Source organism: Enterobacter wuhouensis, assembly GCF_004331265.1.
GTDB classification, from domain to species: domain Bacteria; phylum Pseudomonadota; class Gammaproteobacteria; order Enterobacterales; family Enterobacteriaceae; genus Enterobacter; species Enterobacter wuhouensis.
This window is the reverse complement of record NZ_SJOO01000007.1, coordinates 18624-43120: the sequence shown is the minus strand read 5'-3', so window position 1 is coordinate 43120 and position 24497 is coordinate 18624. Positions and strand designations below refer to the sequence as shown.

The following is a 24497-nucleotide window of genomic DNA, read 5'->3' as shown; positions in this document are numbered from 1 at the left end:
TCCCCCGTCTGCTATGCTTTTTTGTTAAGTCCATCATGATTTTCGCAGAAGTGTGAACTAACGCACTCGACTAACTCTTTTATTTCCAAGGAGTAATTATTTATGAACCAGCTAGACGGCATCAAACAATTCACCACCGTGGTCGCCGACAGCGGCGATATCGAGTCCATTCGGCACTATCAGCCCGAAGATGCGACCACTAACCCGTCGCTGCTGCTAAAGGCAGCGGGGCTTGCCCATTTTAGTCATCTGATTGATGACGCCATTGCCTACGGTAAACAACGCGGCAAGACGCAGGAGCAGCAGGTCGCCGAGGCCAGCGACAAGCTGGCGGTCAATTTCGGTGCGGAAATTCTGAAAAGCATTCCTGGTCGCGTCTCGACCGAAGTGGACGCCCGCCTCTCGTTCGACCAGGAGAAAAGTATTAACAAAGCTCGTCACCTGGTCGAACTCTACCAGGAGCAGGGGATCGATAAATCACGCATTCTGATTAAGCTCGCATCGACGTGGGAAGGCATCCGCGCGGCGGAAGTGCTGGAAAAAGAGGGTATCCACTGCAACCTCACGCTGCTGTTCTCCTTTGCGCAGGCGCGCGCCTGCGCCGAAGCGGGCGTGTTCCTCATCTCGCCTTTCGTTGGGCGCATTTACGACTGGTATCAGGCCAAACAGCCGATGGACCCTTACGTGGTGGAAGAAGATCCCGGCGTGAAGTCGGTGCGTAATATCTACGACTACTTCAAACAGCACCGCTACCAGACCATCGTAATGGGGGCGAGCTTCCGCCGCACCGAGCAGATCCTGGCGCTGGCAGGATGCGATCGTCTGACCATCTCCCCTGACCTGCTGAAAAAGCTGCAGGAGAGCGACGAAACGGTGATCCGCAAGCTGGTGCCGACCTCTACCGTATTGCCAAAACCCAAAGCCATGACGGAAGCGGAGTTCCGCTGGGAGCATAATCAGGACGCAATGGCCGTTGAGAAACTGGCGGACGGCATCCGCCAGTTCGCCGTCGATCAGCGCAAACTTGAAGACCTTCTCGCCGCCAAACTTTAACCTTGCCACGGAGTGAACTATGTCCCGTAAAGAGCTAGCCAACGCCATTCGCGCCCTCAGCATGGATGCCGTGCAAAAAGCCAATTCCGGCCATCCCGGCGCCCCAATGGGCATGGCCGACATTGCCGAAGTGCTGTGGAACGACTTCCTCAAGCACAACCCGAACGATCCCACCTGGTACGATCGCGACCGTTTTATTCTCTCTAACGGCCACGCCTCGATGCTGCTCTACAGCCTGCTGCATCTCTCCGGCTACGATCTGCCGCTTGAGGAGATTAAAAACTTCCGCCAGCTGCACTCCAAAACGCCGGGCCACCCGGAGATCGGCTATACGCCCGGCGTAGAAACCACCACCGGGCCGCTGGGTCAGGGCTTAGCCAACGCGGTCGGGCTGGCGATTGCCGAACGCACGCTGGCGGCGCAGTTTAACCAGCCGGAACATGAGATTGTCGATCATTACACCTACGTGTTTATGGGTGACGGCTGCCTGATGGAGGGGATTTCCCACGAGGTCTGCTCGCTGGCAGGCACGCTGGGGCTGGGCAAGCTGATCGGCTTTTACGATCACAACGGCATCTCTATCGACGGGGAAACCGAAGGCTGGTTTACCGACGACACGGCAAAACGCTTTGAGGCCTACCACTGGCACGTGGTGCATGAGATCGACGGGCACGACCCGGAGGCGGTGAAGAGAGCGATTCAGGAAGCGCAGAGCGTGAAGGACAAACCGTCCCTGATTATCTGCCGCACCACCATCGGCTTTGGCTCCCCGAACAAGGCGGGCAAAGAAGAGGCGCACGGCGCGGCGCTGGGTGAAGAGGAAGTGGCGCTGACCCGCCAGAAGCTGGGCTGGAAATATCCTGCCTTTGAAATTCCGAAGGAGATCTACCGGGCGTGGGACGCGCGTGAAGAGGGCGAGAAGGCCCAGCATAGCTGGAACGAGAAGTTTGCCGCCTATAAGAAAGCGCATCCGGATCTGGCCGCCGAGTTTTCCCGCCGCATGAGCGGGGGTCTGCCAGAGGATTGGGAAGCGAAAACCCAGGCATTGATTGAAGATCTCCAGTCCAACCCGGCGAAAATTGCCACCCGCAAGGCGTCGCAAAACACCCTCAACGCGATCGGCCCTATCCTGCCGGAACTGCTGGGCGGCTCTGCTGACCTTGCCCCGAGCAACCTGACCATCTGGTCCGGCTCAAAATCGCTGAAAGAGGATATAGCCGGGAACTACATCCACTACGGCGTGCGCGAGTTTGGCATGACGGCTATTGCCAACGGCATCGCCCACCACGGCGGATTTGTGCCCTATACCGCCACCTTCCTGATGTTCGTCGAGTACGCCCGAAACGCGGCGCGCATGGCGGCGCTGATGAAGGCGCGGCAGATTATGGTGTATACCCACGATTCCATCGGGCTGGGCGAGGATGGGCCAACGCACCAGGCCGTCGAGCAGCTGGCAAGCCTGCGCCTGACGCCGAACTTCAGCACCTGGCGTCCGTGCGATCAGGTAGAGGCCGCAGTGGGCTGGAAGCTGGCGGTGGAGCGTCATAACGGACCGACCGCGCTGATCCTGTCGCGTCAGAACCTGGCGCAGATTGAGCGCACGCCGGAGCAGGTGAAAAACATCGCCCGCGGTGGTTACATCCTGAAAGACAGCGGCGGCAAGCCGGACGTGATCCTGATTGCCACCGGCTCCGAAATCGAGATCGCCGTTAAAGCAGCGGAAAAGCTGACCGCCGAAGGTCACGCGGTGCGCGTGGTGTCATTGCCTTCCACGGACATCTTCGACGCGCAGGACGAGGCGTACCGGGAATCGGTTCTGCCTTCTAACGTCGCGGCGCGCGTGGCGGTAGAGGCCGGGATTGCCGACTACTGGTACAAGTACGTCGGGCTAAAAGGGGCCATCGTCGGGATGCGCGGCTACGGTGAATCGGCGCCTGCCGACAAGCTGTTCCCGTACTTCGGCTTTACCGTTGAGAACGTGGTGGAGAAGGCGCTGAGCGTGATCTAGTGCGGCCTGCGCTGCCGGGTGGCGCTGTCGCTTACCCGGCCTACAAAATTGGGTGGCTTTGCCACCCTTTTTTATACCACCCGTATACCCGCCGCCATCGCCCGCTCCGGCGTTAACAGCACGCTTTCGCTGGCGTCATCGGTTTCCGCACAGAGCAGCATGCATTCGGACGTTTCGCCGCGCATTTTGGCTTTCGCCAGATTGCACAGCACCACCACCGTTTTCCCCATCAGCTCCTCCTCCCGGTAGTAAGGCACCAGGCTGGTGACCGTTTGCAGCGTTTTGCCGCCCACCTCGATCTGCGCGATGTAGAGCTTATCGGCGTTGGCGTGACGCTTAACGTCGATTATTTTTCCCGTGCGGATCTCCAGCTTTGCAAAGTCATCATAGGCAATCGTGTCCATACTCTCTCCTTAGTAAAATTTTACTAAATATTAGCACGGTATTTGCGGGAAGCAATGGGCAGGATATTTAGTAAAAACTGATGCATGTCCTGGCTCATCCTTTACAATGGGTTATCACGTGGGGAATAAGGACAAACATGGCAACGCTCAAAGACATCGCGACGGAGGCTGGCGTTTCGCTGGCGACGGTATCCCGGGTTTTAAACGATGACCCAACGTTGAACGTAAAAGAAGAGACCAAACACCGCATTCTGGAGATCGCTGAAAAGCTGGAATATAAGAGCACAACGTCCCGCAAAATGCAGTCTGCCGCGGTGGGTCAGCAGCACATTCTGGCACTCTATAGCTACCAGCAAGAGCTGGAAATTAACGACCCTTACTACCTTGCCATCCGCCACGGCATTGAGACGCAGTGTGAAAAGCTCGGCGTTGAGCTAAGCAACTGCTACGCCAATGCTACCCTGCCGGAAGGGAAAAAACTCACCGGCGTGTTGATTGTGGGCAAGCCCTCTTCCGCCGTCCTGCGCGCTGCGACGGCGTTAACGGATAACATCTGCTTTATCGATTTTCACGAACCGGGCAGCGAGTACGATTCCGTCGACATTGACCTGTCGCGGATCAGCAAACAAATCATTGATTTCTTTATCGCTCAGAACGTTAAGCGCATAGGTTTTATTGGCGGAGAGGATGAACCCGGCAAAGCCGATATCCGCGAAGCGGCCTTTGTCGAGTACGGTAAGCTGAAGGGCGTGGTCTCAGAACAGGATATCTGGCGCGGCGGTTTTTCCAGCTCCTCCGGTTACGAGCTGGCAAAAACGATGCTGGCGCAGGAAAGCTGGCCCGCTGCGCTGTTTGTGGCATCCGACTCGATAGCCATCGGCGTATTGCGCGCGATCCACGAGAAGGGGCTTTCCATCCCTCAGGATATTTCACTCATTAGCGTCAACGATATCCCGACCGCCCGCTTCACCTTCCCGCCGCTCTCCACGGTGCGCATTCACTCCGAAATGATGGGCAGCCAGGGCGTTAACCTGCTGCTGGAAAAATCCCGCGATGGCCGGGCGCTGCCGCTGCAAGTCTTCGTGCCTAGCGTGCTAAAACTGCGCGGCACCACGCGCTAATATCCCTCCTCAATTTCTCTGCCGGGCATGCCCGGCATTTTTTTATTTCGTGATCGAGTTAAAGCAAATCAGTTTTACTGATTTTATTTAGTAAAATATTTACTAAAATCCCCAGCAATGATGTTTTACCCCTACAGGGAGATCGCATGAATCGCTGGGAAAATATTCAACTTACGCACGAGAACCGGCTCCCGCCGCGCGCGTATTTCTTCTCTTATGATACCGTCGCCCAGGCGCGCACCTTTGCCCGCGAGGCCAGCAGCCGCTTTTTGTCGCTAAGCGGCCGGTGGAATTTTCGTTTTTTCACTAACCCGCTGCTGGTACCGGAGGACTTCACGTCACGGTACATGACGGACTGGGGCGATATCGCCGTGCCAGGCATGTGGCAGATGGAGGGCCACGGCAGCCTGCAGTACACCGACGAAGGCTTTCCCTTCCCGGTAGACGTGCCGTGGGTGCCTACGGATAATCCAACCGGGGCGTATCAGCGCTACTTCACGCTCTCGGACGGCTGGCAGGATAAGCAGACCCTCATCAAGTTTGACGGGGTTGAAACCTATTTCGAAGTCTACGTGAATGGCCGCTACATTGGCTTTAGCAAAGGCAGCCGGCTGACCGCCGAGTTTGATATCTCTGACGCAGTGCACGGCGGGCAAAACCTGCTGTGCGTGCGGGTGATGCAGTGGGCGGATTCGACCTACATTGAAGATCAGGACATGTGGTGGACGGCGGGCATTTTCCGCGACGTCTATCTGATCGGCAAAAATCAGGCCCACGTGCGCGACCTGACGATCAAAACCACCTTTGACGACGCCTACAAAGACGCCACCCTCTTCTGTCAGCTTGAGCTGGAAAACCTGGCCCCGCACGCATCAGCCGTATCGCTGGAGTATGCCCTCTACGACGGCGAAGCGGTGCTTCATCAGGGCACAGCCGGCAGCCTTTCCGTCACGCACAGCGCGGAAACCGCCTTTAGCATTGAGGTCAAACAGCCTCGGCAGTGGTCTGCGGAATCGCCCTATCTCTACCATCTGGTAGTAACGCTAAAAGATGCGAACGGGCAAACGCTGGAGGTTATCCCGCAGCGTATTGGTTTTCGCGACATCAGGGTGCGCGGCGGTCTGTTCTACGTTAACAATCACTACCTGAAGCTGCACGGCGTAAACCGCCACGACAACGATCACCAGAAAGGCCGCGCGGTAGGCATGGATCGCGTGGAGCGCGACCTGATCCTGATGAAGCAGCACAACATCAACTCTGTACGCACCGCCCACTACCCGAACGATCCGCGCTTCTACGAGCTGTGCGACATCTACGGCCTGTTCGTGATGGCGGAGACGGATGTGGAGTCTCACGGCTTTGCCAACGTCGGCGATCTGAGCCGCATCACGGACGATCCTGCATGGGAGCATGTCTACGTTGAGCGCATCGAGCGCCACATCCACGCCCAGAAAAACCATCCATCAATCATTATCTGGTCGCTTGGAAACGAGTCCGGCTACGGCTGCAATATCCGCGCCATGGCGCGGGCGGCAAAAGCGCTGGACGACACGCGCCTGCTGCATTACGAAGAAGATCGCGACGCCGAGGTGGTGGATATCATCTCCACCATGTACACCCGCGTGCCGCTGATGAACCTATTCGGCGAGTTTCCGCACCCTAAGCCGCGCATTATCTGCGAATACGCCCACGCGATGGGCAACGGCCCCGGCGGCTTAACCGAGTATCAAAACGTCTTCGATCGCCACGACTGCATTCAGGGGCACTACGTCTGGGAGTGGTGCGATCACGGCATTCAGGCAACGGACGCCAGCGGCAGTACCTACTACGCCTACGGCGGCGACTTTGGTGATTACCCGAACAACTACAACTTCTGCCTCGACGGGCTGATCTACTCCGATCAAACGCCGGGTCCGGGCCTGCGCGAATACAAGCAGGTGATTGCCCCGGTCAAGCTGCGCTGGCAGAACGGCGAGCTGCACGTTGAAAACCGCCTCTGGTTCACCACGCTGGATGATTACACCCTGCTGGTTGAGGTGCGTGCCGAAGGCGAAACGCTGCACAGCCAGCCGCTGACGATTGCCGGGCTGGCCCCCAACAGCGCCCGCCGCGTGAGCCTGAACGTGCCGGAACTCGACGAGCGCGAAGCGTTCCTGACCGTGCGCATCAGCAAAAACAGCCGCACGCGCTACAGCGAAGCCGGGCACGAGATCGCGGTGTACCAGTTCCTGTTAAAGGCGCGAACCGCACGCGCCTTACCCTTACTCAACACCAGTGCCGCGCCGCTCAAACTGGAAGAGGATCGGCTGAGCTGCACCGTCACCGGGCACAATTTCCGCGCGCATTTCTCAAAAGTGACGGGGAAACTGAGCGCCTGGCAGGTTAACGGCGAGGAACATATCACCCGCGAGCCGAAGATTAACTTCTTCAAGCCGATGATTGATAACCACAAGCAGGAGTATGAGGGGCTGTGGCAGCCGAACCACCTGCAGATTATGCAGGAGCATCTGCGCGGCTTTGCGGTCGAGCAGCTGGACGATGCGGTGATCGTGACGACCCACACCCTGATTGCCCCGCCGGTATTTGATTTTGGCATGCGCTGCACCTATCGCTGGCGCATTGCCGCCGACGGGCAAATCAACGTTGAGCTGAGCGGCGAACGCTACGGTGATTACCCGCACATCATCCCGTGCATCGGCTTTACCCTCGGCATCAACGGCGAATTCGACCAGGTGAGCTACTACGGACGCGGCCCCGGAGAGAACTACCCGGACAGCCAGCAGGCCAGCATCGTCGATCTGTGGCATACCACGGCGGACGACATGTTTGAAAACTATCCGTTCCCGCAGAACAACGGCAACCGCCAGCAGGTGCGCTGGGCAACGCTCGCCAACCGCCACGGCAGCGGCCTGCTGGTGGTGCCTGAACGGCCCATTCACTTCAGCGCCTGGCACTATACGGCAGAAAACATCCACGCCGCGCAGCACTGCAACGAACTGCGTCGCTGCGATGACATCACCCTCAACCTCGATAGTCAGGTGCTGGGTTTAGGCTCTAACTCCTGGGGAAGCGAAGTGCTGGATTCCTGGCGCGTCTGGTTCAGACCGTTCCGCTACGGCTTTACCCTGCTCCCGTTCGAAGGTGGCCTGAACGCCGCGCAGGCGCTGGCGCACCAGCCGTTCGGCACCGGTTTCTTCTCCATGAATTCGCTCAGCGAGGCAGACAAATGATCGTTCTCGACAGCCTGGAACAGTTCCAGAAACTTTACCGCGCGGGGCGCAAATGGCAGCGCTGCGTAGAGGCCATTAATAACATCGACGCCATTCAGCCCGGCGTTGCCCACTCGATTGGCGATTCGCTGGCCTACCGCGTGACCCATGATGCCAGCACGGACGCGCTGTTCGTCGGCCATCGCCGCTATTTCGAGGTGCATTACTACCTGCAGGGCGCGCAAAAAATCGAGTACGGCGCAAAAGAAGCCCTGCAGGTGGTGGAGTGCTACCGGGATGAAACCGACCGCGAATACCTGAAAGGCGTGGGCCTTACCAAGCAGGTGCGCGAGGGGCAGATTGTGATTTGTGAGAATCACGAGGCCTATCGCTTCATCAGCGAGGAGGCGGTTAAAAAAGTCATTCTCAATGTGACCATCGAAGACGGTTATTTCCATAACAAATAAAAAATCCGCGGTGCCAATGAAGCACCGCTATCCTCGTACCCGGAGAAACGTTATGTCTGAAACCACCAAGCGTAATACCATCGGCAAATTCGGCCTGCTGTCGCTGACGTTTGCCGCCGTATTCAGTTTTAACAACGTTATCAACAATAATATCGAGTTGGGCCTCGCCTCGGCGCCGATGTTCTTTTTAGCCACCCTGTTCTACTTCATTCCGTTCTGCTTGATTATCGCGGAGTTTGTCTCGCTGAATAAAAACTCCGAAGCCGGGGTGTACGCCTGGGTGAAAAGTTCGCTGGGCGGGCGCTGGGCGTTTATTACCGCCTACACCTACTGGTTCGTAAACCTGTTCTTTTTCACCTCGCTATTGCCGCGCGTCATCGCCTACGCCTCTTATGCCTTTTTGGGATATGAGTACATTCTCACGCCGTTTGCCACCACGGTGCTGAGCATGGTGCTGTTCGCCTTCTCGACCTGGGTGTCCACCAACGGGGCGAAAATGCTGGGACCGATTACCTCCGTTACGTCCACGCTGATGCTGCTGCTGACCCTCTCCTATATTCTGCTGGCCGGCGCAGCGCTGATGGGCGGCGTGCAGCCGGCCGACCCGATTACCGTCGATGCGATGATCCCGAACGTTAACTGGGCGTTCCTCGGCATCACCACCTGGATATTCATGGCCGCCGGGGGGGCGGAGTCCGTCGCGGTGTACGTTAACGACGTGAAGGGCGGCTCAAAATCCTTCGTGAAGGTGATTATCCTGGCAGGGATTTTCATCGGCGTGCTGTACTCCATCTCCTCGGTGCTGATTAACGTCTTTATCAGCAGCAAAGAGCTGAAATACACCGGCGGCTCGGTGCAGGTCTTCCACGGTCTGGCGGTGTGGTTTGGCCTGCCGGAAGTGCTGATGAACCGCTTTGTCGGGCTGGTTTCCTTTACCGCAATGTTTGGCTCCCTGCTGATGTGGACGGCGACCCCGGTCAAAATCTTTTTCTCTGAAATCCCGACCGGCATTTTTGGGCCAAAGACCGTAGCGCTGAACGAAAACGGCGTCCCGGCGCGCGCGGCATGGTTCCAGTATCTGATTGTCATTCCGCTGATGATCATCCCGACCCTGGGCTCGAACACCGCGCAGGATCTGATGAATACCGTCATCAACATGACCGCCGCCGCCTCGATGCTGCCGCCGCTCTTCATCATGCTGGCCTACCTTAACCTGCGCCGCAAACTCGATCACCTGCCGCGCGATTTCAAAATGGGCTCCCGCACCACGGGCATAGTGGTGGTATCAATGCTGATTGTAATATTCGCCATTGGCTTTGTGGCCTCTACCTTCCCGACCGGTGCCAATATTCTGACGATTATTTTCTACAACGTCGGCGGCATTGTTTTATTCCTCGGATTTGCCTGGTGGAAATACAGCAAATACGTAAAGGGATTATCAAAAGAACAACAACAAATAGAAGCATCACCTGCGTCAAATATTCACTGACGGTGAAGTAATGGATATTCTCTCTTTGGGATGAGTGCATGAAAATAAAAGATAAAACCCTTGGGGCGCTTGCCGCCCTCTCTTTCTGCTGCCCCGCATTTGCCGCAGAAGACGTCCGGCCAGCCGAACGCGACGACACCCGAACGCCGGAAATCACCTCGCCGTCCTTCCGTTTTTATGGCGAGATGGGCGTCGGTGGCTATATGGATGTAGAAGGCCAGGATAAACATAAATACAGCGATGGCACCTACATTGAAGGTGGCCTGGAAATGAAGCACGGGAACTGGTTCGGCCTGATTTACGGGGAAGGCTGGACGGTTCAGGCCGACCATAAGGGGAACGCCTGGGTGCCTGACCACGGCTGGGGTGGATTTGAAGGCGGGCTTAACCGCCTTTACGGCGGGTACAAAACCGATCGGAGCACCGAAATCATGCTCAGCCTGCGTCAGGATTCATCTCTTGATGACCTGCAGTGGTGGGGCGATTTCACACCGGATTTAGGCTACGTGATACCCAACACCCGCGACATTATGTATGCGCTCAAGGTGCAGAATCTCTCGGGCGACCTGCGCTACAGCGTTACCGCGACGCCTGCAGGACATCACGATGAGGGTAAAGCCTGGCTGCATTTTGGCAAATACGATCGCTATGACGACAAATATACCTATCCGGCAATGGCCAACGGCTACATCCAGTATGACATCGTAAAGGACGTGACCTGGATGAACGGCCTTGAAGTCACCGATGGAACCGGGCAACTCTTTTTGACCGGCATTCTGTCGCCTAATCTGGCGGCGCGCGCCTGGCATCACACCGGACGTGCCAGCGGAAAGGACGTCTCCGGCACCGAAACCGGCTATATGGTCAGCGCCATGGTGGAAGCCCTGAAAGGGGTTTATCTCTCCACCGCCTACAGCTACGCGAAGCATCGTCCGGACAATGCTGCCGACGAAACCACGTCGTTTATGCAGTTTGGTATCTGGTACGAGTACGGCAACGGACGCTTTGCCACCGCCGCCGACAGCCGTTTCTACATGAAAAATGCCTCTGGTGACCCAAGTGACCAGGTTTTCCTGATGCAATACTTCTACTGGTAAAAGGATCTTCCATCATGAAATTCAGCCTTACACCGCTGGCCTGCGCGCTGGCGCTCAGCTTTTCTGCTCACGCCGCCACCGCGACCGACTTCAAAAACGTCATCAACCGGACCGGGGCGCCGGAATACATGCACGATTTCGATTATGACGACCACCAGCGCTTTAATCCCTTTTTCGATTTGGGTGCCTGGCATGGGCATCTGCTGCCGGACGGGCCGCAAACGCAGGGGGGATTTCCCGGCGTAGCGCTGCTCACCGAAGAGTACATCAACTTTATGGCGACCAATTTCGACCGCCTCACCGTCTACCGGGACGGTAAAAAAGTCGATTTTACCCTTGAGGCTTACAGCCTGCCCGGCGCGCTGGTTCAGAAGCTGAGTGCGAAAGAGGTGCAGATCGACATGACGCTGCGCTTCGCCACCGCGCGCACCTCGCTGCTGGAAACCCGCATCACCAGCAACGCGCCCCTTGAGCTGGTGTGGGACGGCGAACTGCTGGAAAAGCTGGAGGCTAAAGAGGGCAAACCGCTGTCGGATAAGACCATCGACGGCGCGTATCCGGATTACCGGCGCAACATAGTCCCCACGCGTGACGGCCTGAAGGTCACCTTCGGCAAGGTGCGCTCGACCTGGGATCTGCTCACCTCCGGCAGCTCTGAATACCAGATCCACAAGTCGATACCAGCAGACACCACGGTCGACGGGCATCGCTTTACCAGCCGGGCGCACGTTACGGGCAGCACCACGCTGTATACCACCTACTCCCATCTGCTGAACGCCGATGACGTGAAGCGCGAGCAGGTGCAGATCCGCGATATTCTGGCACGCCCCGCCGCGTACATGTCGGCCTCGCGGGAGCGCTGGGAGGACTATCTGCACAAAGGCTTAACCAATCCCAATGCCACGCCGGAGCAAACCCGGGTCGCGGTGAAAGCCATTGAGACGCTGAACGGCAACTGGCGCTCGCCGGGCGGCGCGGTGAAGCACAATACCGTAACCCCGTCCGTCACCGGACGCTGGTTCTCCGGCAACCAGACCTGGCCGTGGGATACCTGGAAACAGGCATTCGCCATGTCGCACTTCAATCCGGATATCGCCAAAGAGAACATCCGCGCGGTCTTCTCGTGGCAAATCAAACCTGACGATCCGGTGCGCCCGCAGGATGCCGGCTTTGTGCCGGATCTTATCGCCTGGAACCTGAGCCCGGAACGCGGGGGCGACGGCGGCAACTGGAACGAACGCAACACCAAGCCGAGCCTGGCCGCATGGTCGGTAATGGAGGTGTACAACACAACCCAGGACAAAGCCTGGCTTGCGGAAATGTACCCAAAACTGGTCGCCTATCACGACTGGTGGCTGCGCAACCGCGACCACAACGGAAACGGCGTGCCGGAGTACGGCGCGACGCGCGACAAGGCCCATAATACCGCGAACGGCGACATGCTTTTTACGGTGAAAAAAGGCGATAAGGAGGAATCCCTTTCCGGCCTGAAGAATTATGCCAAAGTCATCGACAAGGGCCATTACGACAGCCTGGCGATCCCGGCGCAGGTTGCGGCCTCGTGGGAATCGGGGCGCGATGACGCCGCCGTATTCGGTTTTATCGATAAAGCGCAGCTGGATAAATACGTCGAAAACGGCGGTAAGCGCAGCGACTGGGTGGTGAAGTTTGCCGAAAACCGGGATAAACAAGGCAAGCTGCTGGGTTATTCGCTGCTGCAGGAGTCCGTCGACCAGGCGAGCTATATGTACAGCGACAATCACTATCTGGCGCAAATGGCCAGCCTGCTGGGGAAAGAGCGGGAAGCCAGCCGCTACCGCCAGCTGGCGGATAGGCTCGCGGCCTACATCAATACCTGCATGTTCGATGCGAAGAGCGGTTTTTACTATGACATTCGTATCGAGGATAAGCCGCTGGCGAATGGCTGTGCGGGTAAGCCTATCGTCGAGCGCGGGAAAGGGCCGGAAGGCTGGTCGCCGCTGTTTAACGGGGCCGCCACGCAGGAACATGCTGACGCGGTGGTAAAAGTGATGCTCGATCCGAAAGAGTTCAACACGTATGTGCCGCTCGGCACCGCCGCGCTGACCAATCCGGCATTCGGCCCGGATATCTACTGGCGCGGCCGGGTCTGGGTCGACCAGTTCTGGTTTGGGCTAAAAGGGATGGAGCGGTATGGCTACCGTGAGCAGGCACAAACCCTGGCGGAGACCTTCTTTAAGCACGCGAAGGGGCTAACGTCCGACGGTCCGATTCAGGAAAACTACAACCCGCTGACCGGGGCGCAGCAAGGCGCGCCGAATTTCTCGTGGAGCGCGGCGCATCTTTACATGCTGTATAACGACTTCTTCCGTAAACAGTAACGGGGAGCTGTCTGCTTTGCCGGGTGGCGCTATCGTTTACCCGGCCTACTTTTCGGATGTTTTGTACGCCGGCACATTGTCACAGGCCGCACGATTCGTAGGCCGGGTAAGGCCAAGCCGCCACCCGGTAAAACTAGCGCGTGATCCACAGCGTGGGCCAGGCATCTGGCCCGTTCCATCCGTCGCAGCTGGGTTCTTCTGCATAACGCACCAGGCGGAAGCGCTGCCCATCAAAACGCCAGCGCGTCTGGATACCGCAATCGCCCATCCCTCGCCCCAGCGCCAGGGTGGTCAACTCACGCGTTTTTTCATCAAAGCTGGCGTTCATCAGCTCCATTTCACTGCTTTCGCTGGAGGGAGTAAACGGCAGGCGCAGCCGCACGCTGCGCGCGGCAAAGGGTTTTTTACGCGACACCAGCCACGCCAGATCGACCGTGTTGTACGCCCCTGCTTCACAGCTCACGATCAGCAGCGCTTTGTCATCGGTTAGCGCGGTTACGCGGACTTCGCGGCGGTTTGGGTCAAGGGAGCACTGGCTGTTGTTCATTCGCCAGGTACCGTAATCAAGCAGGTCGTTCAGCTCAGCGTGGGAGAGCGGCGTGGGGGTCGGGTTCACCACCGCCACCTTTTTTAAGGCAGGCGCGGGCGGGACGCTCAACGGCGGATCGTCGCCTTTTTTAATCCAGGCGGTTTCACTCCCGACGCGCTTTTGCTGCGCGTCGATAAACAGCAGCGCCGCCTTCAGCCCATCCAGTGAGATAACCTGATTTCCGCCTTTCAGGGTCAGGGTTTTCCCTTCCTGAATGTTTTTCAAAAATGCCGTGATGGTCGCCGCATCGTCAGTTTTCAGATGCCAGGGAGTTAACTGCCAGCGCGGCCCCTCAGGCCTCAGCGGTACATTATCCAGCAGCAGGCGCGGCGCAATATCCGGCTCTTTAACCGATGGCGCGGACAGGCCGCCAAGATCGATACGCAGCGTAGCATCGGTTTTCGCCCCCGCGCTCCGGCTGAGCGTCATGACCAGGCCACGGTGTTCCCCCGTATTGCGCGCAACGCAAAAGTTCTGATTATTGCAGGTGACCTGCCAGTCAGAGAATGATTGCTGAGCGGGCGCGGCCCACGCCAGCGGCGCGGGCAGCACGCAAAATAAGAAGATAATAAAAACGCAGTGGCGCATGAATGGCACAATCCCGGAAACGAAAACGCATATCTGGGCAGTATCTTCGTGTTCCAGCCGTGTTGGCTCAATCGGATTTATCGGATAGATTTATCCGAAACACAGCCTATTACCGTTCGAAAGGGGAATTCATTAAACCGGTTGTCTGTAAATACTGCAGCAATATCACCGCCTTACCGTCTTTAATTTCACCGGAACGCACCATTGCCAGCGCCCGGGAAAAAGGTAATTCCAGCACTTCGATATCCTCGTCCTCCACGCCCCCGCCCCGGTGCGTCCGCTGCGCGTCGCTGTATTCCGCAATAAAGAAATGGACCAGTTCCGTCACGCCACCGGGCGACATGAACAGTTCGAAGACCTTGGTCACCTCTCCTACTTCAAAACCGGTTTCTTCAACCGCCTCTTTACGGATGCAAACCTCAGGCTCATCATCGTCAAGCAGCCCTGCGCAGGTTTCAATCAGCCGTCCGTCAGGGTTGCCATTGACCCAGGTCGCGACGCGGAACTGGCGGATCAACACCACGCTCTGTTTTTCACGGCTATAGAGCAAAATGGTTGCGCCATTCCCGCGGTCGTAGACCTCGCGCTTGTGGCGAATCACTTCACCGTTACGGCGCGTTAAGTCATAGGTGATGTTGCGCAGGACAAAGTAATTTTCAGAGAGGATTTTGTCTTTGATCACGTCGATTTTCAGGGTCATGCGGGCTCCACGGCAAAATGAGTGCATTTATATTACGCCGCGAAACCCGCTTTGTCGCCCGCCGGGGTTAATGCATTTTTAGCGGATTGACGCCAAGCCAGTCGAGAATGCCCTGCGCCGCATGCCGCCCTTCCGCCATTGCGGTGACGACCAGATCCGCGCCGCGCACGGCGTCCCCGCCCGCAAAAATCTGCGGGTTGGAGGTCTGGTAGCGATAGCGGCTCTCCACCGAGGCAACGATGCGCCCCCAGTTGTCCGTCTCGACGCCCTGCACCTGCAGCCAGGGCATCGCATGGGGGTTAAAACCAAACGCCATGATGACCGCATCGGCGGGCATCACGAACTCGCTGCCCGCAATCGGAACGGGCCGACGGCGTCCCTGCGCATCCGGCTCCCCCAGCTCCGTACGCAACATACGGATACCGTTAACCCGACCGCTGGGATCGCGCGTCAGCTCAACGGGCTGGAGGTTAAACTCAAATTCAGCCCCCTCTTCCTTCGCGTTCTTGACCTCTTTTTTAGAGCCAGGCATGTTGGCCTCATCCCGGCGATAGGCGCAGGTGACTTTGTTCGCCCCGTGGCGTAGCGCGGTACGCACGCAGTCCATCGCCGTATCGCCGCCGCCCAGCACCACCACATTAAGCCCCCGCGTGTCGATAAACGGCTCGGCCTCCGTCGGCGCTAGCCCCATCACGTGCCTCGTGTTCGCCACCAGGAACGGCAGCGCGTCGTAGACCCCTGGCGCATCCTCGTGCGGTATTCCCGCTTTCATGGAGCGATAGGTTCCGACGCCAATAAACAGCGCATCGTAGTCATGCTGCAGCTGCGACATCGACACGTCCTGACCCACTTCGCAATTCAGCTCAAAGTGGACCCCCATCGCGGTAAAAATCTCTCTGCGCCGGGCGAGCAGGGATTTGTCCAGCTTGAAGGCGGGAATGCCAAACGTCAGCAGGCCGCCGATCTCCGGGTGACGATCGTACACCGTCACGCTTACGCCGCGGCGTACCAGCACGTCGGCGCAGGCAAGTCCTGCCGGGCCTGCGCCGACGATCGCCACGCGCTTATCTACCGGTGAAATCCCGCTCATATCCGGCATCCAGCCCGCCGCCAGCGCCCGATCGGAGATATAGCGCTCAATATTGCCAATGGTCACTGAACCCGATTCATCGCGCAGGGTGCAGGCTCCTTCACATAATCGATCCTGGGGACAGACGCGGCCGGTGATTTCCGGTAAACAGTTGGTCTGGTGCGAAAGCTCGGCCGCACCGACGATATCCCCGGCTTTGATGCGTTCAATCCACTGGGGAATGTGGTTATGCAGCGGACAGGTCCATTCGCAGATGCTGTGCTCGCCGCACTTCAGGCAGCGGGACGCCTCACGCTGAGCCTGTTCGGCCCGAAACGGCAGGTAGATTTCGTTGAAATGGCAGGCGCGCGCTTTCGCAGGGAGCTTATCCGGCTCGCCGCGCGCGGGCGTGTTTTGCATCTGCTGCTGCAGGGTTTGCGGGCGTTCACGTTGAACCGACTCGCCGTGCCAGGGCTGAGACTCCAGGCGAGCCGTGCGCTGTCGACGCGCCTTCGCCAGATTTTCCAGCACCGCGGGCGTCGCGAGGGTGAGAACCCCCGCCGGACAATTTTCGATACAGGCCGGGCCCCGTGGACGATCCAGGCAGAGATCGCATTTATGCGCAGAGGCTTTCACGCTCGCGTTATCCAGCGGGGTGACGATAATGTCCATGGTGCCAAACGGACAGGCCACCACGCAGGCTTTGCAGCCAATGCATTTTTGCTGATTCACCTGTACGCTGTCAGCGAGCCTGTCGATCGCCCCGTTTGGGCAACTTTGCGCGCAGGGGGCATTTTCGCAGTGGTGACAGGTGACAGGACTGTTCTTCACGCCGGATTTGAGGACCGTAATGCGGGGATGAAAATGGCGCGCGCTCAGGACATGCTGTTCGCCGTTGTGCGCCATCACGCAGGCAACCTCGCAGGCCCGGCAACCAATGCATTGCTGGCTGTTGGCCATAATAAAACGATTCATAACAACACCTGTTTCTGGTTCAATAACCTTAATCTTTATAAGAATATTGTATTAACCGACGGCAACGTTATCAGGCAATGTTCAAATGCCCAGGAAGCCCAACTATCTCCAGTGAACCTGTGGCAGATCAATTTTATTCAGGAAGCTGTTCTGTGACCGTTAAACGCCCCGTTTCGGGAAGCCTTGCCCGGGCTTTCTTTTCGATTATCGTGCTGTCCGTTTTGACCAGCACCGTTGCGCTATTCACGCTTGCCAGCAGCCAGCGCGACGCAGAAGCGATCAACATTGCCGGATCGCTGCGCATGCAGAGCTACCGTCTTGGCTACGAGATGCAGCGCAACAGCCCGTCGCTTTCGGAACATCGCAAAGACTGGCAGCAAACCCTGAGCGCCCCCGCGCTCACCACGCTGAGCCGCTGGTACGTGCCGGACGATGTTAAACAGCGCTATCAACAGCTGCATCTTGCCTGGCAGGAGATAGACCAGCGCATCGCCAGCGGCGATACCCTGTGGTATCAGAATCACATAGAGGATTTTGTCAGCCGCATTGACGCCTTCGTCCTGGCCCTCCAGCACTATACCGAACATAAAATTCAGCTGGTGATCCTGATGTCCCTGGCAGGCGGTCTTGGCATTCTGCTGCTGACGGTACTGACCCTGCGGCGCATACGCCGCCAGGTGGTGTTGCCGCTCAACAACCTGGTGGCGGCAAGCGAACGCATTGAGCAAAGACAGTTTGATACCCCTGCCCCGGATACGCATCTGCCGAACGAACTGGGCCAGCTCTCGCGCGCGTTCAATCATATGTCGGCGGAACTGCACACGCTTTATCGCTCGCTGGAACGCTCCGTTGCCGAAAAAACGCACCACCTCAACGAGGCGCACCAGCAGCTGGAAATGCTGTTCACATGTTCTCAGGCGCTGAACACCGGCCAGATAGACAGCCACTGCTTCAGGCATATTCTGCAGATTGTGCATGAATACACCCGGGTGAATTACCTGGAGCTGCGCACCAGCGACGACTGGCGGCTTTGCGAGGGTACAGAGCAGAGCCATGCTGAAATGCAAAGCCTGCCGGTGCTAATGCAGGATACGCTGTACGGGGAATTACGCTGGCAAAGCGCAGCAGGAAATGTTCCCCTCCCGCTGATGAAAAGCGTGGCGACGATGCTGGGACGCGGTCTCTACTTCAACCAGGGGCAAAAGCATTTCCAGCAGCTGCTGCTGATGGAGGAGCGTGCGACGATTGCCCGCGAGCTGCATGATTCGCTGGCACAGGTGCTTTCTTATTTACGCATCCAGCTTACGTTGCTCAAACATGCAATACCGGAGGAAAATGCCCCGGCGCAGGGCATCATCACGGACTTTTCCCGCGAACTTAACAACGCCTGGCAGCAGCTTCGCGAGCTGCTCACCACCTTCCGCCTGACGCTTAACCACGCCAATCTTCCCGCTGCGCTGCAGGAGTCGCTCGACGGATTGCAAAACCAGACGCAGGCGAAGCTGATCCTCGACTGTCGGCTGTCGTCGCTTGCTCTGGACGCGCAAAAGCAGGTTCATTTGTTACAGATCGTGCGTGAAGCGGTGCTGAACGCCATCAAGCATGCCGAAGCGAGCGAGATCACCGTTAGCTGCATTACCGCGGCCGACGGTACGCACACCGTCACCATATGCGACAACGGCATTGGCATTGGCGATGCAAGCGAGCCGCCGGGCCATTACGGGCTGAATATTATGCGCGAGCGCGCAGGTCGGCTCGGCGGAACGCTGCACTTCTCCCAGCCGCAAAATGGCGGAACGCAGGTCAGCGTGACGTTCCGCACGCCTACGGCGCAGGTGGGAAACTAGCGGGGAGGCGTAAAGCGCATGATAATTTACATTATCTCCTTTATTTCTCCACGTTTGACCTTCGTCTTACCGCTAAAGTTAGGCGGCTAATAAACAACAATGACGTGCTGCAAAACGAGGTCACTTTTTCATGGCGAATTTCTTCATCGATCGCCCCATTTTTGCCTGGGTGCTTGCGATTCTGTTGTGTCTGACAGGCGTCCTGGCCATTACTTCACTGCCTGTTGAGCAATATCCCGATCTCGCACCGCCGAACGTGCGCGTCACCGCCAACTATCCCGGCGCATCTGCGCAGACGCTGGAAAACACCGTGACGCAGGTTATCGAACAGAACATGACGGGTCTGGATAACCTGATGTACATGTCCTCGCAAAGTAGCGCCACGGGCCAGGCCACGGTCACACTGAGCTTTAAGGCGGGGACAGACCCGGACGAAGCGGTGCAGCAGGTGCAAAACCAGCTGCAGTCGGCCCTGCGCAAGCTGCCTCAAGCGGTTCAAAATCAGGGCGTCACCGTGCGTAAAACCGGTGATACCAACATTCTGACCATCGCCTTCGTCTCGACCGATGGTTCGATGGATAAACAGGATATCGCCGACTACGTGGCGAGTAATATTCAGGACCCGCTCAGCCGTATTAACGGCGTGGGGGATATCGACGCCTACGGTTCACAATATTCCATGCGCATCTGGCTGGATCCTAACAAGCTGAACAGCGTGCAGATGACGGCCAAAGACGTTACCGACGCTATCGAATCGCAGAACGCCCAGATAGCCGTCGGCCAGCTTGGCGGTACGCCGTCCGTTGATAATCAGGCCCTGAACGCCACCATCAACTCACAGTCCCTGCTCCAGACGCCCGAGCAGTTCAGAAATATTACCCTGCGGGTGAATCAGGACGGCTCCGAGGTGCGTCTCGGCGACGTCGCCACCGTGGAGATGGGGGCGGAAAAATATGACTACCTGAGCCGCTTCAACGGTAATCAGGCGTCAGGTTTAGGGGTGAAGCTGGCCTCCGGCGCGAACGAAATGGCCACCGCCGAGCTGGTGCTAAATCGCCTTGACGAACTGTCGCACTATTTCCCGCACGGCCTGGAGTACAAGGTCGCCTACGAAACCACCTCCTTCGTTAAGGCCTCCATTGAGGACGTGGTGAAAACCCTGCTGGAAGCGATCGCACTGGTATTCCTGGTGATGTACCTGTTCCTGCAAAACTTCCGCGCCACGCTTATTCCCACCATTGCCGTGCCGGTCGTGCTGCTGGGCACCTTCGCCGTGCTGTATGCGTTTGGGTACAGCATCAACACCCTGACGATGTTCGCGATGGTGCTGGCCATCGGTCTGCTGGTGGATGATGCCATCGTGGTGGTGGAAAACGTCGAGCGCATCATGAGCGAGGAAGGGCTATCGCCGCGCGAGGCCACGCGAAAATCGATGGGGCAAATTCAGGGCGCGCTGGTCGGCATCGCGATGGTGCTCTCGGCGGTGTTTATTCCGATGGCCTTCTTTGGCGGCACCACCGGCGCGATTTACCGTCAGTTTTCGATCACCATCGTCTCTGCGATGGTGCTTTCGGTGCTGGTGGCGATGATCCTGACGCCGGCGCTGTGCGCCACCCTTCTTAAACCCTTACACAAGGGTGAGCATCACGGTCAGAAAGGCTTTTTCGGCTGGTTCAACCGCATGTTTAACCGCAATGCGGCGCGCTATGAAGCGGGCGTGGGCAAGATCCTGCACCGCAGCGTGCGCTGGATGGTGGTCTACGTTCTGCTGCTGGGCGGCATGGTGTTCCTGTTCCTGCGTCTGCCGACCTCCTTCCTGCCGCTGGAGGATCGCGGCATGTTTATCACCTCCGTTCAGCTGCCGAGCGGCTCAACGCAGCAGCAGACGCTGAAGGTGGTGCAGAAGGTTGAGGACTATTTCCATACCAAAGAGAAAGATAACGTTGTTTCGGTCTTTTCCACCGTCGGTTCGGGCCCGGGCGGCAACGGGCAGAACGTGGCGCGTATGTTCGTGCGCCTGAAGGACTGGGACCAGCGCGATAGCGACACGGGCTCCTCGTTTGCCATTATCGAGCGCGCGACCAAAGCCTTCAGCCACATTAAGGAGGCGCGGGTATTTGCCAGCAGCCCTCCGGCCATCAGCGGCCTCGGCAGTTCGGCAGGGTTTGATATGGAGCTGCAGGATCACGCTGGCGCAGGCCACGACGCGCTAATGGCCGCCCGCGACAAGCTGCTCGACCTGGCGGGTAAAGATCCCCAGCTGACCCGCGTGCGCCACAACGGCCTGGACGACAGCCCGCAGCTGCAGGTGGATATCGACCAGCGTAAGGCGCAGGCGCTTGGCGTCTCCATCGATGATATTAACGACACGCTGCAAACCGCGTGGGGCTCCAGCTACGTGAACGACTTTATGGATCGCGGCCGCGTGAAGAAAGTGTACGTTCAGTCCGCCGCCAAATACCGCATGCTGCCGGACGATATCAACCGCTGGTACGTGCGTAATAACGCGGGCGGCATGGTGCCGTTCTCCGCGTTCGCCACCTCGCGCTGGGAAACCGGATCGCCGCGTCTGGAACGCTATAACGGCTATTCCGCGCTGGAAATTGTGGGTGAAGCCGCGCCGGGGGTCAGTACCGGTACGGCAATGGATATCATGGAAAAACTGGTGCAGGAGCTGCCGACTGGTTTTGGCCTGGAGTGGACGGCGATGTCTTACCAGGAGCGCCTCTCCGGCGCGCAGGCGCCTGCCCTGTACGCGCTGTCGTTGCTGGTGGTGTTCCTGTGTCTCGCCGCGCTGTATGAAAGCTGGTCAGTGCCGTTCTCGGTGATGCTGGTGGTTCCGCTCGGCGTGATCGGCGCGCTGCTGGCGACCTGGATGCGCGGCCTGGAGAACGACGTGTACTTCCAGGTCGGGCTCCTCACCGTTATCGGCCTGTCGGCGAAAAACGCCATTCTGATCGTCGAATTTGCCAATGAGATGAATGCGAAAGGCCACGACCTGATGGAGGCCACGCTCTACGCCTGCCGTCAGCGCTTACGCCCGATCCTGATGACCTCACTGGCGTTTGTCTTTGGCGTGCTGCCGATGGCGACCAGCTCTGGCGCAGGCTCCAGCAGCCAGCACGCGGTGGGCACAGGGGTAATGGGCGGCATGATTTCAGCAACGATTCTGGCGATCTATTTCGTGCCGCTGTTCTTTGTGCTGGTGCGTCGCCGCTTCCCGCTGAAAGAGCGTCCGGAATAACGGCGTGAAATAAAAAAGGCGGCTCTCGAGGGCCGCCTTTTTATTGTGTGATTAATTCACACTATGGTTATTTTACTTATTTTAGTGCTCTTGCATTCTTACTGAATGTCATTTACGAAGCATACCTTCGATAAAATCTTTCCAGTTCCCCAGTTCACGTTCAATCATAACGACCTCTCTTATTATTATGCGCATTCTACGAAAACGTATCATCATTGTGAAGCCTGCTTAACCTATCGCTGCGATTATACCCCGCTGCAGTCAGGGATTTATGATAAATATGAACGCGAAGCGTCAAATTTTGTGTGACGGATAGCAATATTTTGAAATAACCCTACGACCGGGTGAGAAGTATTTTACCCCCTGAGTTTATTAGAATTTTAAACATGATGGACATCTATGCTTAAATGATGAAAGAATATTCAGCGCACAGGTGTAAGTTGAATTAAGAAGAATTGTAAATCGAGAGAATTCCTGGCTGTGTTATATTTCACATAAGGATATATCTTCGAAATTACTGAACATTTAATCGTCATAAGAGCAAAAGGATTCACCATGGTTGTGATGTACGGCATTAAAAATTGCGACACCATCAAGAAAGCCCGCCGCTGGCTGGAGGCTAACAGCGTCGAGTATCGCTTCCACGATTACCGTGCTGACGGACTTGATGCAGAATTCCTGCATACCGCCATTAACGAGCTTGGCTGGGAAGCGCTGCTGAACACGCGCGGAACCACCTGGCGCAAGCTGGACGAGTCGCTGCGGGCCAGCATCACCGACGCTGACAGCGCGGCAAAACTGATGATGGAAATGCCGGCTATTATCAAACGCCCATTGCTCTGCAAGCCAGGGCAGCCTATGCTGCTGGGTTTCAGTGAAACCCTTTATTCTGAATTTTTCGTTGAGGTGTAGTCTATGTCATGCCCGGTCATTGAGCTGACTCAGCAGCTTATTCGCCGTCCTTCCCTTAGCCCGGACGATGCAGGTTGTCAGGCATTAATGATTGAGCGCCTGTGCGCCATCGGGTTTACCGTGGAGCACATGGATTTTGGCGACACGCAAAACTTCTGGGCATGGCGCGGCCAGGGTGAAACGCTGGCCTTTGCCGGACATACCGACGTCGTTCCCGCGGGTGATGCCGATCGCTGGATCAACCCGCCTTTTGAGCCAACCATCCGCGACGGTATGCTGTTTGGCCGCGGTGCGGCGGACATGAAGGGCTCGCTGGCGGCGATGGTTGTTGCCGCTGAGCGCTTCGTGGCCCAGCATCCAAATCATAAAAACCGCCTCGCGTTTTTGATCACGTCCGATGAAGAAGCCAGCGCGCATAACGGCACGGTTAAAGTCGTTGAGGCGCTGATGGCGCGCAACGAACGCCTGGACTACTGTCTGGTGGGCGAGCCGTCCAGTACCGAAGCGGTGGGCGACGTAGTGAAAAACGGACGTCGCGGGTCGATGACCTGTAACCTCACGATCCACGGCGTTCAGGGGCACGTTGCCTATCCGCATCTGGCCGATAACCCGGTACATCGCGCGGCCCCGATGCTGAACGAGCTGGTGGGCATCGAGTGGGATAAAGGCAACGAGTTCTTCCCGCCGACCAGCATGCAGATTGCTAACGTTAAGGCCGGTACCGGCAGCAACAACGTCATCCCCGGTGATTTCTTCGTCCAGTTCAACTTCCGCTTCAGCACCGAACTGACCGACGAGACGATCAAAGCCCGCGTGCTCGCGCTGCTTGAAAAATACCAACTGCGCTATACCGTAGAGTGGTGGGTATCCGGCCAGCCGTTCCTGACGCAGCGCGGCAAGCTGGTGGATGCGGTTGTCAACGCCATCGCGCACTATAATGAAATTAAGCCACAGCTGCTGACGACGGGCGGCACCTCCGACGGACGCTTTATTGCCCGCATGGGTGCACAGGTTGTCGAACTGGGTCCGGTAAACGCAACGATTCACAAAATCAATGAATGTGTGAACGCGGCAGATTTACAACTGCTGGCCCGTATGTATCAACGTATCATGGAGCAGCTCGTCGCCTGACGGCTGCCTAAAGAGGATTAGCGAATGGATTGGCTTTCAAAGTACTGGTGGATTCTGGTGCTGGTGTTTCTGGTCGGCGTACTGCTTAACGTGATTAAAGACCTTAAGCGCGTTGACCACAAGAAGTTCCTCGCCAACAAGCCGGACCTTCCACCGCATCGCGATTTCAACGACAAGTGGGACGATGACGACGACTGGCCGAATAAGGACCAGAAGAAGTAATCCCCTCACCCC

The 24497-nt window shown here is 57.5% G+C and carries 18 protein-coding genes; 13 read left to right on the top strand and 5 right to left on the bottom strand.

Annotated features, from left to right (window positions below; translation table 11 throughout):
• Nucleotides 1-102: 102 nt before the first annotated feature.
• Together tal and tkt are read left to right on the top strand one after the other, a co-directional pair.
• Nucleotides 103-1053 carry a transaldolase gene (gene tal, locus E0L20_RS15835; RefSeq protein WP_131634782.1) on the top strand — a complete coding sequence of 317 codons (951 nt, stop codon included), beginning with the start codon at nucleotides 103-105 and terminating at the stop codon, nucleotides 1051-1053.
• Between the two features lie 19 nt (nucleotides 1054-1072).
• Nucleotides 1073-3061, top strand: coding sequence for a transketolase (tkt, locus tag E0L20_RS15830; protein ID WP_131634781.1), 1989 nt, complete (start codon nucleotides 1073-1075; stop codon nucleotides 3059-3061).
• A gap of 71 nt (nucleotides 3062-3132) precedes the next feature.
• On the opposite strand, the gene E0L20_RS15825 is transcribed toward tkt, so the two are convergent.
• Nucleotides 3133-3465 (bottom strand): tRNA-binding protein, encoded by a 333-nt coding sequence (locus E0L20_RS15825; protein WP_131634780.1) that lies wholly within the window; start codon nucleotides 3463-3465, stop codon nucleotides 3133-3135.
• A gap of 137 nt (nucleotides 3466-3602) precedes the next feature.
• Here E0L20_RS15825 and ebgR point away from each other — a divergent pair, with 137 nt between their 5' ends.
• From ebgR to ygjK, 6 genes are all read left to right on the top strand, one after another.
• Nucleotides 3603-4586, top strand: coding sequence for a transcriptional regulator EbgR (gene ebgR / locus E0L20_RS15820; protein WP_131634779.1), 984 nt, complete (start codon nucleotides 3603-3605; stop codon nucleotides 4584-4586).
• 146 nt (nucleotides 4587-4732) lie between these two features.
• Nucleotides 4733-7816 carry a beta-galactosidase subunit alpha gene (gene ebgA / locus E0L20_RS15815; protein ID WP_131634778.1) on the top strand — a complete coding sequence of 1028 codons (3084 nt, stop codon included), beginning with the start codon at nucleotides 4733-4735 and terminating at the stop codon, nucleotides 7814-7816.
• Complete coding sequence (locus E0L20_RS15810) at nucleotides 7813-8262, top strand: beta-galactosidase subunit beta (RefSeq protein WP_131634777.1); 450 nt, start codon at nucleotides 7813-7815, stop codon at nucleotides 8260-8262. The genes ebgA and E0L20_RS15810 overlap by 4 nt, the downstream gene beginning before the upstream one ends.
• A 52-nt stretch (nucleotides 8263-8314) precedes the next feature.
• Nucleotides 8315-9751 (top strand): amino acid permease, encoded by a 1437-nt coding sequence (locus E0L20_RS15805; protein ID WP_131634776.1) that lies wholly within the window; start codon nucleotides 8315-8317, stop codon nucleotides 9749-9751.
• Between the two features lie 38 nt (nucleotides 9752-9789).
• On the top strand, nucleotides 9790-10848 hold the full coding sequence (gene ygjJ / locus E0L20_RS15800; protein WP_131634775.1) for a protein YgjJ: 1059 nt from the start codon (nucleotides 9790-9792) through the stop codon (nucleotides 10846-10848).
• A gap of 14 nt (nucleotides 10849-10862) precedes the next feature.
• On the top strand, nucleotides 10863-13208 hold the full coding sequence (gene ygjK, locus E0L20_RS15795; RefSeq protein ID WP_131634774.1) for an alpha-glucosidase: 2346 nt from the start codon (nucleotides 10863-10865) through the stop codon (nucleotides 13206-13208).
• A 133-nt stretch (nucleotides 13209-13341) separates the two neighbouring features.
• Here the strand turns inward: ygjK and E0L20_RS15790 are convergent, their stop codons facing one another.
• The 3 genes from E0L20_RS15790 to aegA all read right to left on the bottom strand — a co-directional run bounded on the left by E0L20_RS15790 (nucleotide 13342) and on the right by aegA (nucleotide 17129).
• The gene (locus E0L20_RS15790; RefSeq protein WP_131634773.1) at nucleotides 13342-14385 is read right to left on the bottom strand and encodes a DUF1176 domain-containing protein; all 1044 of its coding nucleotides are present in this window, start codon (nucleotides 14383-14385) and stop codon (nucleotides 13342-13344) included.
• Nucleotides 14386-14494: 109 nt separating this feature from the next.
• The gene (nudK, locus tag E0L20_RS15785) at nucleotides 14495-15085 is read right to left on the bottom strand and encodes a GDP-mannose pyrophosphatase NudK (RefSeq protein ID WP_131634772.1); all 591 of its coding nucleotides are present in this window, start codon (nucleotides 15083-15085) and stop codon (nucleotides 14495-14497) included.
• A 67-nt stretch (nucleotides 15086-15152) separates the two neighbouring features.
• Entirely contained in the window at nucleotides 15153-17129 is a 1977-nt protein-coding gene (gene aegA / locus E0L20_RS15780) for a formate-dependent uric acid utilization protein AegA (protein ID WP_131634771.1), read from the bottom strand.
• Between the two features lie 152 nt (nucleotides 17130-17281).
• Between aegA and narQ the strand changes: the two genes are divergently transcribed.
• The gene (narQ, locus tag E0L20_RS15775; RefSeq protein ID WP_131634770.1) at nucleotides 17282-18976 is read left to right on the top strand and encodes a nitrate/nitrite two-component system sensor histidine kinase NarQ; all 1695 of its coding nucleotides are present in this window, start codon (nucleotides 17282-17284) and stop codon (nucleotides 18974-18976) included.
• 130 nt (nucleotides 18977-19106) lie between these two features.
• Nucleotides 19107-22220, top strand: a complete 3114-nt coding sequence (gene acrD, locus E0L20_RS15770; RefSeq protein ID WP_131634769.1) for a multidrug efflux RND transporter permease AcrD — start codon at nucleotides 19107-19109, stop codon at nucleotides 22218-22220.
• Between the two features lie 108 nt (nucleotides 22221-22328).
• Here the strand turns inward: acrD and ypfM are convergent, their stop codons facing one another.
• A complete protein-coding gene (gene ypfM / locus E0L20_RS15765; protein ID WP_015572204.1) occupies nucleotides 22329-22388 on the bottom strand; it encodes a protein YpfM in 60 nt (19 codons plus the stop codon).
• A 387-nt stretch (nucleotides 22389-22775) separates the two neighbouring features.
• Between ypfM and E0L20_RS15760 the strand changes: the two genes are divergently transcribed.
• The 3 genes from E0L20_RS15760 to E0L20_RS15750 are packed head-to-tail and all read left to right on the top strand — an operon-like array spanning nucleotide 22776 to nucleotide 24485.
• The gene (locus tag E0L20_RS15760) at nucleotides 22776-23132 is read left to right on the top strand and encodes an ArsC family reductase (RefSeq protein ID WP_131634768.1); all 357 of its coding nucleotides are present in this window, start codon (nucleotides 22776-22778) and stop codon (nucleotides 23130-23132) included.
• 3 nt (nucleotides 23133-23135) lie between these two features.
• Nucleotides 23136-24263 (top strand): succinyl-diaminopimelate desuccinylase, encoded by a 1128-nt coding sequence (gene dapE / locus E0L20_RS15755; RefSeq protein ID WP_131634767.1) that lies wholly within the window; start codon nucleotides 23136-23138, stop codon nucleotides 24261-24263.
• A 24-nt stretch (nucleotides 24264-24287) separates the two neighbouring features.
• Nucleotides 24288-24485 carry a hypothetical protein gene (locus E0L20_RS15750; protein ID WP_023308751.1) on the top strand — a complete coding sequence of 66 codons (198 nt, stop codon included), beginning with the start codon at nucleotides 24288-24290 and terminating at the stop codon, nucleotides 24483-24485.
• Nucleotides 24486-24497: the final 12 nt, after the last annotated feature.

Excerpts from the sequence above, each read along its gene's own strand:
- ebgR (WP_131634779.1), top strand. The coding sequence starts at position 3,603 with ATGGCAACGCTCAAAGACATCGCGACGGAGGCTGGCGTTTCGCTGGCG.
- acrD (WP_131634769.1), top strand. The coding sequence starts at position 19,107 with ATGGCGAATTTCTTCATCGATCGCCCCATTTTTGCCTGGGTGCTTGCG.
- ygjK (WP_131634774.1), top strand. The coding sequence starts at position 10,863 with ATGAAATTCAGCCTTACACCGCTGGCCTGCGCGCTGGCGCTCAGCTTT.
- tal (WP_131634782.1), top strand. The coding sequence starts at position 103 with ATGAACCAGCTAGACGGCATCAAACAATTCACCACCGTGGTCGCCGAC.
- E0L20_RS15805 (WP_131634776.1), top strand. The coding sequence starts at position 8,315 with ATGTCTGAAACCACCAAGCGTAATACCATCGGCAAATTCGGCCTGCTG.
- ebgA (WP_131634778.1), top strand. The coding sequence starts at position 4,733 with ATGAATCGCTGGGAAAATATTCAACTTACGCACGAGAACCGGCTCCCG.
- E0L20_RS15760 (WP_131634768.1), top strand. The coding sequence starts at position 22,776 with ATGGTTGTGATGTACGGCATTAAAAATTGCGACACCATCAAGAAAGCC.
- E0L20_RS15790 (WP_131634773.1), bottom strand. The coding sequence starts at position 14,385 with ATGCGCCACTGCGTTTTTATTATCTTCTTATTTTGCGTGCTGCCCGCG.
- ygjJ (WP_131634775.1), top strand. The coding sequence starts at position 9,790 with ATGAAAATAAAAGATAAAACCCTTGGGGCGCTTGCCGCCCTCTCTTTC.
- E0L20_RS15750 (WP_023308751.1), top strand. The coding sequence starts at position 24,288 with ATGGATTGGCTTTCAAAGTACTGGTGGATTCTGGTGCTGGTGTTTCTG.
- E0L20_RS15825 (WP_131634780.1), bottom strand. The coding sequence starts at position 3,465 with ATGGACACGATTGCCTATGATGACTTTGCAAAGCTGGAGATCCGCACG.
- nudK (WP_131634772.1), bottom strand. The coding sequence starts at position 15,085 with ATGACCCTGAAAATCGACGTGATCAAAGACAAAATCCTCTCTGAAAAT.
- tkt (WP_131634781.1), top strand. The coding sequence starts at position 1,073 with ATGTCCCGTAAAGAGCTAGCCAACGCCATTCGCGCCCTCAGCATGGAT.
- aegA (WP_131634771.1), bottom strand. The coding sequence starts at position 17,129 with ATGAATCGTTTTATTATGGCCAACAGCCAGCAATGCATTGGTTGCCGG.
- E0L20_RS15810 (WP_131634777.1), top strand. The coding sequence starts at position 7,813 with ATGATCGTTCTCGACAGCCTGGAACAGTTCCAGAAACTTTACCGCGCG.
- dapE (WP_131634767.1), top strand. The coding sequence starts at position 23,136 with ATGTCATGCCCGGTCATTGAGCTGACTCAGCAGCTTATTCGCCGTCCT.